The sequence below is a fragment of the Pseudonocardia xinjiangensis genome, from assembly GCF_012911925.1.
Lineage (GTDB): Bacteria > Actinomycetota > Actinomycetes > Mycobacteriales > Pseudonocardiaceae > Pseudonocardia > Pseudonocardia xinjiangensis.
This window is the reverse complement of sequence record NZ_JAAXKY010000221.1, coordinates 1-8,772: the sequence shown is the minus strand read 5'-3', so window position 1 is coordinate 8,772 and position 8,772 is coordinate 1. Positions and strand designations below refer to the sequence as shown.

General features: G+C 70.8%; 11 protein-coding genes. 2 read left to right on the top strand and 9 right to left on the bottom strand.

The features are described from left to right. The first annotated feature begins 18 nt into the window (after positions 1-18). Entirely contained in the window at positions 19-153 is a 135-nt protein-coding gene (locus HF577_RS40305; protein WP_407692277.1) for an ATP-binding protein, read from the top strand. 67 nt (positions 154-220) lie between these two features. Here the strand turns inward: HF577_RS40305 and HF577_RS35230 are convergent, their stop codons facing one another. Together HF577_RS35230 and HF577_RS35225 are read right to left on the bottom strand one after the other, a co-directional pair. Further along, positions 221-1,138 (bottom strand): choice-of-anchor P family protein, encoded by a 918-nt coding sequence (locus HF577_RS35230; protein ID WP_169400337.1) that lies wholly within the window; start codon positions 1,136-1,138, stop codon positions 221-223. A gap of 15 nt (positions 1,139-1,153) precedes the next feature. Further along, on the bottom strand, positions 1,154-1,915 hold the full coding sequence (locus HF577_RS35225; protein WP_211175330.1) for a L,D-transpeptidase: 762 nt from the start codon (positions 1,913-1,915) through the stop codon (positions 1,154-1,156). 389 nt (positions 1,916-2,304) lie between these two features. Here HF577_RS35225 and HF577_RS35220 point away from each other — a divergent pair, with 389 nt between their 5' ends. Further along, entirely contained in the window at positions 2,305-2,763 is a 459-nt protein-coding gene (locus HF577_RS35220) for a hypothetical protein (RefSeq protein WP_169400335.1), read from the top strand. A 94-nt stretch (positions 2,764-2,857) separates the two neighbouring features. Here the strand turns inward: HF577_RS35220 and HF577_RS35215 are convergent, their stop codons facing one another. From HF577_RS35215 to HF577_RS35185, 7 genes are all read right to left on the bottom strand, one after another. Further along, positions 2,858-3,532, bottom strand: a complete 675-nt coding sequence (locus HF577_RS35215) for a DUF6766 family protein (protein ID WP_312859588.1) — start codon at positions 3,530-3,532, stop codon at positions 2,858-2,860. Positions 3,533-3,656: 124 nt separating this feature from the next. Further along, entirely contained in the window at positions 3,657-4,049 is a 393-nt protein-coding gene (locus HF577_RS35210; protein WP_169400333.1) for a hypothetical protein, read from the bottom strand. A gap of 129 nt (positions 4,050-4,178) precedes the next feature. Continuing rightward, entirely contained in the window at positions 4,179-4,586 is a 408-nt protein-coding gene (locus HF577_RS35205; RefSeq protein ID WP_344015991.1) for an ATP-binding protein, read from the bottom strand. Positions 4,587-4,668: 82 nt separating this feature from the next. Then, positions 4,669-4,992 carry an STAS domain-containing protein gene (locus HF577_RS35200; protein WP_211175329.1) on the bottom strand — a complete coding sequence of 108 codons (324 nt, stop codon included), beginning with the start codon at positions 4,990-4,992 and terminating at the stop codon, positions 4,669-4,671. 149 nt (positions 4,993-5,141) lie between these two features. After that, on the bottom strand, positions 5,142-5,933 hold the full coding sequence (locus HF577_RS39495) for an ATP-binding protein (protein ID WP_169400330.1): 792 nt from the start codon (positions 5,931-5,933) through the stop codon (positions 5,142-5,144). Between the two features lie 105 nt (positions 5,934-6,038). Next, complete coding sequence (locus HF577_RS35190) at positions 6,039-7,997, bottom strand: CheR family methyltransferase (RefSeq protein WP_169400329.1); 1,959 nt, start codon at positions 7,995-7,997, stop codon at positions 6,039-6,041. Positions 7,998-8,117: 120 nt separating this feature from the next. After that, positions 8,118-8,772 (bottom strand): chemotaxis protein CheB (locus tag HF577_RS35185; protein WP_281359946.1); only part of this gene is annotated, 655 nt, incomplete at its 5' end.

Genomic DNA, 8,772 nt, shown 5'->3' with positions numbered 1-8,772 from the left:
GGGTGGCGGGGCCGGGGCCTGCTCATCATCCGCGGGCTCAGCGACGACACCGACATCCGGCACGACGACACGGGCACCACCGTCGAGATGCGGTGGCGGCTGCCCTCGACCCCGGAGGGGCGAGCCCGGCACGGACGGCGGGGCGGCGCCTGAACAACAGCAGAACGACGAACGGGCGGGGGCCGACTCGGCCCCCGCCCGTTCTCAGGAATCGCGAAGATCAGCCGGTGACCGGCAGGGACGCGTCCATGACCTCGGGCTTCGGCGCGGTGGCGACCGCAGCGGTGTCGGTGTCAGCGGCGGCGTTGTCGTCGTCGCCGTTGCCGTTGTCATCGCCGTTGCCGTTGCCGTTGCCGTCGCCGTTCCCGTCACCGTTGCCATCGCCGTCACCGGCGCTGCAGGTGGCCGAGCCGACGGTGATCGTCTGCACCGGCTTGGACGGGTCGACCTGGACGCCGAGCTCGCTGCTCAGCCCGTCGACCACGTCACGAACGGTGTTGACGCCGCCCGGGAGGTCGGCGCCGAGCAGGCCGCCCAGCTCCGGAAGGGCCTTGCGCTCGTCGCTGGTGAGCACCCGGTCCAGGTCCTCGCCGGCACCCGGCAGCACGGTGAGCTCGATGCCCGTGACCGTGAGGGAGCCGTCCTCGTGACGGACCTGGTCGTTCAGGGTCACCTTCAGCAGCGGCGAGATGTCGATCGCCTGGCTGGGGACCGGGGTCTCCGGCAGGTCGCGGCCGAGGATCGTGCCGCGGATGATCTGCAGGCCGCCGTCACCGTCGTTGCAGTAGGTGCGCACCAGGTCGGCACGGAGCAGCTGCAGGAGGTTGAGCTTCGTGACCGAGGTCTCCGCGGACCCACCCTGGGCCTCTGCGGTCAGGACCCCGACCCCGATGTCGCTCTGGTGCTCGCCCAGGACGTCACCGATGCCCGCCAGCTGGCCCTCGACGTGGTTGCCGTCGGTCGACTCCACGTAGGTGACCGGGTCGATCTTCAGAAGGCCGGAGGCCGACAGGGCGTACGCCGAGTCGGGTGCAGCCTCCTGCGCGACCGCGACGGACGAGCCGAGGAGCAGAGCCGTCACCGCTGTTGCGGCGCTGAACGCCGCTGCCCCCGCGCCGGCGAGCTTCTTCGTGTTCACTGTGGTGCAAACCCCTCAATCTTCATCGATCATCACGAGGGTGCCGAGCGGCACCTCGGACAGCTGGTCGAGCGCGTCGGCCGGCACCCGGATGCACCCATCGCTGGTTGCGGTGCCGTAAACGTCATCGGTCGGCCAGGTGTGGATGGCGACGGTCCCGGGACCACCGCCGAATGTGTCGTGCGTCGGGCTGTGTGTCCCGAGCGGGAGGATCACCGGCGAGTAGGTCTGCTTCTTGTCGGAGAACGCTCCGAGCAGGAAGGTCCGACCTGTCGGCGTAGGAGCGGACTCCTTGCCGATGCCGACGGTCCATTGACCGACGACCTTGTCGTCGCGGTGCAGCTCGAGCTTCTTCGACCCGAGGTGCACGGTGACGAGGTAGGGCGTGTTCGCGCGCTTGACGTCCTCCGAGCGCAGCCAGCCCGTGGAACCGTTCGGCTTCGACGGCAGGAGGACCTGCACCCAGTCCGAGTCCTCCCCGATCACGGGCAGCCAGGTGTCGCCGATCTGCGTCGGTTCCATCCTGGCGATCGCGCGCCCGTTCGGGGCGTCGTGGACCGGCGTCTCCCGAATGGGGTGGACGACGAGTCCGTCTGTCTTCGATGTCGCCGCCGAGTCCTGGGGAGCACCGTCCACTGTGGTGTACGTGCTGCTCAGGGGAAGCTCGCCGGCGGCCGGAGCGACCTCGCCTGCTGCGATGCCCGCTGGCGAGGCAGCAGGCGGCCCGCTGAACGCGGCGAAGCCGATGACCACGGCCAACACCGCGACAACACCCACGACCGCTCCGATCAGGAGCGGCTTGCGGGATGGACGTGACGGATCTTCGGATGACGCCACCTGTGGTGGCGAGGTGTGCTGTGGCATAAGACCCAAACCGTGCGAATCAGACAGGGATGGCCGCGTTCGGGTGACTACATCGAGCCCCCCGGCTGCAGTGCGCGCAACGATGAAACGACGAAGACTCCATCGGGGTTACGACGAAGATTTTTTCTCACGATCTGCTGAACACGGCGTCACGCTGAGTAAGTGAATCGTCAGTCCACACCGGACCGCGCGGATCGGCGAATGGGGGTGGGGTGCACGACGCCCCTAGGTGCGCCGCTCATCGCCTGATCGGCCGGATTCCTGCAGCTGAACGTCGGGTAATCAGGTGCGAGGTGATCATCATGGTCGATGCCGACAACACCAGCCCCGACAAGCAAATATCGGACGTCCAACAGGAAGCTCCTGGCGGCCGGTCCAGCCGCGGACCGGAATACGGCACGGCAGGCGAAACCCAGGTGCCGACGCCCCCCTATGACGAGCTGCGGGGCGAGAACAGCGGCGAGGGCGCCGAAGCAACCCGCAAGGCGTTCGACGCCTCGAATGCGGGTCCCCCTGGCCCACCGCCTCCCGTGTCCGACGAGGAACGGTCCGGCATGTCCGCGGCCGAGATGAACCCGGAGCCGCCTCTCGGGGTCGGCGAGAAGCACGGCAAGGGCGGCGAGGAGATCGCGCCCGACCGTGACGACGTCGGGACCAAAGGTCCGGCCGGGCGGCCTGCGGGCCGCACCGACGAGGAAGGCAGCGGGAAGTCGCGGGATCCCCGCTCCCCCGACCTCCCGTCGGGCGACCAGGGCGGCTGAGCCGGGGACCACCGGCCCGGCGCCGCTACCTGCGCGCCGGGCCGGGTACGCCGGTGCCCTCCGGCGTCCCGCGGGGGCGGGGCAGGCAGGTGGATCAGCCGGTCTCCCCCGTGTCCGCGTGGGCGGCGCCGACCGGCTTCGACTCCGGCGAACCACGCTGGCGCAGGTAGACACCCAGCACCGCCATCGAGCCCACCGCCAGCATCTCCGACTGCCAGTTCTGTGTCGTCCGGTTCCAGAACTCGGGCTCCCCGAGGTAGGCGGGCCAGGTGACGGGGTCCTGGCGGCTCGTCAGCTGCTCGGCGTTGAAGGCCGCCCATCCGGCCACCGACTGGGCACCCCAGGACAGCAGAAAGATGCCGCCCATCACGAGGCCGAGCGACCGCGAGAACACCACCGTGCGCCAGTCACCGGTGCGCGCCCAGCGCGGCGAGCCCGGACCGGCGTACGGGCCGATGCGCTGGTCCCGCTCCGACTCGGGGCCGACGTCGTCGACCTCCTTGGACTCCGAGGAGCCGCGCTGCACCAGCCACACCGTGGCGAAGATGTAGAGGAAGAACTGCAGGTATTCCGACTGCCAGTTCTCCACCACGTCGACGGCGAACGACGACGACGTGAGGTAGTGGCCGAGCGACACCGGTTCGACCCCTTCGCTGATCTGCTGGTCGTTGAAGTAGGCGTGCCCCGAGACCGCCTGGCCGCCCAGCATCAGCAGGAAGAGCACACCGAAGACGATGCCGAGCCCGTTGTCGTGCAGAACCCGCCGCACGCCGCTCCGAGGCGACGACGTATTCGCGGTCGTGCTCATCGGGCCAGGAACCCGAGCGCGGCGAAGTACACGAGCCCGAGGCCGATCACCGCCAGGTAGGTCACGAACAACACGCGGACCGACCTCATGGCCCCTCCAGCCGGCAGCTGTACGGCGCATCGCCGCGGGACCGGCAGCCCGCGGCGGTGACCTTCCATCCGGTGCTCGTCCTGGTCAGGAAGACCGTGTCCCCGACGAGCTGCACCTGCGCCTGGTCGCCCCACACCGCCGACGACACGACCGCGCCCTCGGGAAGCGAGAGCTGCGCCATGGCCTGGACGCACGACTCGGACCGGGCGGCCTCGACCGCCGCCACGGTGGCCGGTGCCAGCACCGCGCACCGGGCGGAGGGGTCGGCCGCCGCGAACGTGGAGGCGATCCGCTCGACCTCCGGCTGCTCGAGGTCGGCGCACCCGGCCAGCAGCAGCGCCGCGGCCGCGAGCACCGCAGTGCCGACGCCGACCCGGCTCCGGAACATGGCAAGGCGGTTCCCCTGCCGATCCCGCCACGAAACGTCGGCCCACCACATCGGCCGGCACGGTGCGCGGGCTCACGCGCAAACCGGACGGCGGGCACGCAGCCAACCGGGTTTCCGGAGATCGACCGCCTACGGCGCGGTCCCGTTCGCGACGACCGCCCACACCGACTTCCCGCCGTCGAGATCGGTGACGCCCCACGCGGCCGACACCGCCGCGACCACCTGCAACCCCCGACCGCGCGGGGCGCGCACATTCACGGGGCGCAGTTCCGGCAACGGGCTCGCGGAGAAGTCCCGGACAGCGATCCGCAGCCCGGCGGCGGCACGGCTCACGGTGAGGACGCAGGACGTGTGCGCGTGGTCGACGACGTTGGCCACCAGTTCCGTGGCCACCAGCACGGCGTCGTCGCAGGTCTCCTGGTCGAGGCGCCAGTCACGGCATGCTCCCCGGACGACCTCACGCGCGGCCCGGGGAGCCACCGGCTCCGCGGGCAGAGTCCGATGCCGACTCCACCCACCCGGGCTGCCATCCGCCACGGAGAGCACATACCCGGCGGCCACCCGGCACAATCGGCGACACTCCGGGCGCGGGCGTCGGACTGCGCCGCTCCGGCGACCGTCAGCCGTCGACAGCAGGGCGTGTGTGGCGCCCGCGCAGGCTCAGCTCGTTCACGAGGTGCAGCTCACCGGCCAGACCGAGGATGGCGGACAGCCTCTCCATGGCCCGGCCCGGGACGATCCGCAGCCGCCCACCTCTGACGTCGGCCCGGCGGGTGGCGTCGACGAGCACGGTCACTCCGGCGCAGTCGATGAACGTGACACTGCGCAGATCGAGGAGGATCTCACCCGAGCAGGCTGCGAGCTCGGCCGCGAGCCGGGCAGCGGTCGCGAGCTCGACCTCGCCGTCGGCGTGCAGCAGGGTGGCATCACCGTGGCGCTCCATTGTGATCCTGAGCACCCCCGTCCCGGCGAGCACACCGTAGCCCGGAAACTCACATTTGCGCTGCGTCTCTTCCGGGGACCTTTTCTGCGTCAATTCGAGTCCTCCCACTTCGGGCAGGACGAGCAGCAGACCCGCCGCTTGACCAGGCGTCAGGGTAGAGCTGTTCCATCCCTGCGTCGACGGGTGGACGGGTGGATCTGCCTGGGTGCGGGCGGCACGGCGACCAGCGCCCAGACCGTTTTCCCATCGGGATGATCGCTGACTCCCCAATGCGTGGCCACGGCGGCGACGACGTGCAGACCCCGGCCGTGGTGGGCACCGAGCACCCGCGGGCGGGGCCGGGCATCGTCACCCGGACGGTAGTCACGTACCTCGATCCACAGCCCCCGGTCGTCCCACCCGATGTGGAGCCGGCTCTCGCTGCCCGCGTGCTGCACCGCGTTCGAGACGAGCTCGGTGACGACGAGGGCGGCGTCGGCGGCCATCGCAGGCACCTCCCAGTCCGTGCAGGTGTCCCGGAGGAACGCCCGTGCGACCCCCGGCGCGGCCGCGGCCGCCGGCAGCTCACGGTCCCGGACGACGCGGTCGGGTCGCTCGAACAGTCGTTGCTGGGCGGCAGCCAGGGTGGCGACCACCGGGACCGTGCGCCCGACGTGCAGCCTCCCCAGGCCTGTCGCCATCCGGTCGTCGGCGCCGAAGAGCACCAGCAGCCCCGCGGGCCAGCCGCCCGCTTCCGTCAGCACGGCGGGAAAGACCTGCACCGCCGGTAGCCATTCGAGCCGCATGCGGGACAGGTCGACGAGCAGGCGCCGGTGGTCCGTGAGCAGCTTGAGCAGCAACCGCCGGACATCGGCCTGGGTACCCAGGCGGAGGGCACCCGAGAGCGCCACGACGGCGTGGTCGTCGCGCACGTCGAGGCCCGCCAGGACACCGCTCACCACCACTGAATGCAACCCCCCGATTACGGAGGATAGGGACAGCGAGCACGATAGGCATGCCGTGGCGCAACTACACCGATCGGACGGCCTGCCGAGTGAGGCCGATGGTCAGCGGGCGGCGGCTCCGTCGGCGTGCGTACCGTCGGCCGCCGGTTCGCGACCGTTGCCGTCGGCGCGCCCGTGCGCGTGCAGGGCATCAGGGCCGGTGCTGCCGTCCGCGCGGTCGGCCGTTCCCTCCTGCTCCATCATCAGGATCACCCCGGCGGCCCCGCCGTCGGCTCCGCGGAGCGGGCTGGCGAGCACGCGCACGAGGATCGGGCGCCCCCGCCGGTTGACCGCCGCCACTCCCAGCTCGTTAAGGCCCGCGTCCGCCACCAGCGTCTGCCGGACGAGCGGACGGAGCCGGTCGAGCGGCAGGCCGATGTCGAGGTTGAGGAAATGCTCACCCACCGCCTCGTCGGTGCGCAGCCCCCACAGCTCCTCCGCCTGGCGGTTCCACACCTGCACCCGCAGCTCGGGACCGAGGACGACGACCCCTGCACGGAGGCTCGACAGGATGGTCTCCAGGAAATCGTTGGCCTGGTCGAGCTCGGTGGTGCGGTCCTGCAGCTCGTCGTTGATCGTCTGCAGCTCGTCGTTGGTGGACTGGAGCTCCTCGTTCATCGTCTCCAGCTCCTCGTTGGTGGACTGGAGCTCCTCGTTCGTCGTCTCGAGCTCCTCCACCGTCGACTGGAGCTCCTCGTTGGTGGTCTCCAGCTCCTCGTTGGTGCTCTGGAGCTCCTCGTAGGTGGTCTCCAGCTGCCGGTTCGTCTGCTCCAGCTCGTCCTGCAGCCGCCGGGCCTGGGTGACGTCGTGGAAGACGACGCTGACCCCGAGCAGGCCCTTCTCCCCGGTGGCGAGAGGGGTGATGTGCACCTCGACGTCGAGATGCTCGCCGCCCCGGAGGTAGGAGACATCGGGCACCCGCACGGTGCGCCGCTCGAGCTGGGCCTGCTCGATGTACTGGCGGAGCTCGACGGGGCGGTAGGACAGGTCGAGGTCGCGGAAGGGCCGCCCGACATCCCTCGCCGACACGCCGAAGAGGTGCTCGGCCTGATGGTTGGCCAGCGCGACCCGGCCGTCCGCGGTGAGGACGACCTGCGCGAGCGGGCCCGTCATGAGGGTCTCGTGGCGCAGCAGCTCCACCCCGGGCAGCTCGGCGCGCGGGGCGGAGAAGGGCACCTCGGCGAACGCGGTGCCGTTGCCGACGGGCTGCCGAGGGACCTTGCGGAAGATCCTGCGCTTGAGGTCGATGGGCAGGAACAGCATCGAGTGGCTCAGCAGCATCTCGGCCTTGCCGAGGAACAGCACACCGGCGTCGGCGAGGGCGAAGTGGAAGCGCGACAGGATGCGGGCCTGGGTCTCGGCGTTGAAGTACATCAGCGAGTTGCGGCAGACCAGCAGGTCGATCCGCGAGATGGGCGCGTCCTGCACGAGGTCGTTCCGACCGAAGATCACGGCCCGCCGCAGGTCCTTGCGGAAGACGAAGCGGCCCCCGGCCTGCTCGAAGTACTTCACGAGGTACTCCTCCTGCGCAATTCCCCGGATCTCCCGGGAGGAGTAGGTCCCGTGCCTGGCCTGCGCCAGGCTCTCCTCGTCCACGTCGGTGGCGTAGATCTTCACGCGGCGGCGGAACTCATCGGCGCCGAGCATCTCGGCGAGCACGATCGCCAGCGTGTACGCCTCCTCGCCGGACGCGCAGCCCGCGCTCCAGACCCGGATCGGTTCGCCGCTCGCCTTCGCTGCGAGCAGCGCAGGCAGGATCTCCGTCTGCAACGCCGCCCAGGCGTCGGGATCCCGGAAGAAGCCCGTCACGTTGATCAGGATCGTGTTGAACAGCGCCGTGAACTCCTCGGCGTGCACCTGGAGGTAGTCGAGGTAGTCCCCGTACTCGGGGATGCCGAGCTGCGCCATCCGCCGCTCGACGCGGCGGGTCAGGCTCGAGCGCTTGTAACCGGTGAGGTCGAAACCCCGGGCGTCGCGCAGGTAGACGAGGAGCTCCTCGAACGCCGCGTTCGGTTGCGACACGTTGCCTCCTCACGCACGGCCGGTGGCGCGCATGTTCATGCAACCGCACGGTAGACCTGCCCAGGGAGGCCCGGCGCCGCGTCGTCGTCTCCGTATCGTCCGTTTCGGCGGGACGGCGGCTCAGGACGAGCCGGCCACGTCCTGGAGGCTCGGCGAATCGAGGTGCGACCGCATCATCTTCGCCAGGTCCGCGGCCCGCTCGGCAGCCTGGCGGTACTCGGCGCCATCGTCGTGCGCACCTGGCTGCTCGGCCAGGTGCCGCGCGAGCGCCGCGTGGTCCTCCAGCGCCGCGACCCCCGCCCACAGCTTCCGCTCCGCGGCCTCCGCCTGCGCCGCCTCCAGCGTCTTCGGGGCGTACTGGTGGCCCACATGGCACCGGTAGTAGCTGATGTGCGGGAGCCCGACCTCCGCGAGCGAGCCGCCGCAGCCGGGACACATCAGGCGGGTCAGCCGGGTCTCCTCCGCGGCCAGAAACCGCGGGTCCCCGCTGTCCTCCATCGACATCTCCGACTCCACCTGCCTCTCGTCCTCGGACCTGCTCTCAGGCTCACTCTCCTCAAGCATGGCCCCGACCGCGGCGCCGAGCCGCGCCGTCGGCTGCACGTCCGCACCCGGTACCGCACCCAGCGCCGCTCGTGGCATGGACCCGAAGACGGCCTCTGCCGGGTCCTGCACGACCACGCGGCCGCCTGCCCTGGCGACGAGCGCGGCGCCCACGGCACCGTCGTCGAGCAGGCCGGACAGCACGACCGCCACCACCCGGTCCCCCGCCCAC

Bases quoted from the DNA above. Each gene is read 5' to 3' on its own strand.
- HF577_RS35220 (WP_169400335.1), top strand. From the start codon at position 2,305: ATGGTCGATGCCGACAACACCAGCCCCGACAAGCAAATATCGGACGTC.
- HF577_RS35210 (WP_169400333.1), bottom strand. From the start codon at position 4,049: ATGTTCCGGAGCCGGGTCGGCGTCGGCACTGCGGTGCTCGCGGCCGCG.
- HF577_RS35200 (WP_211175329.1), bottom strand. From the start codon at position 4,992: ATGGAGCGCCACGGTGATGCCACCCTGCTGCACGCCGACGGCGAGGTC.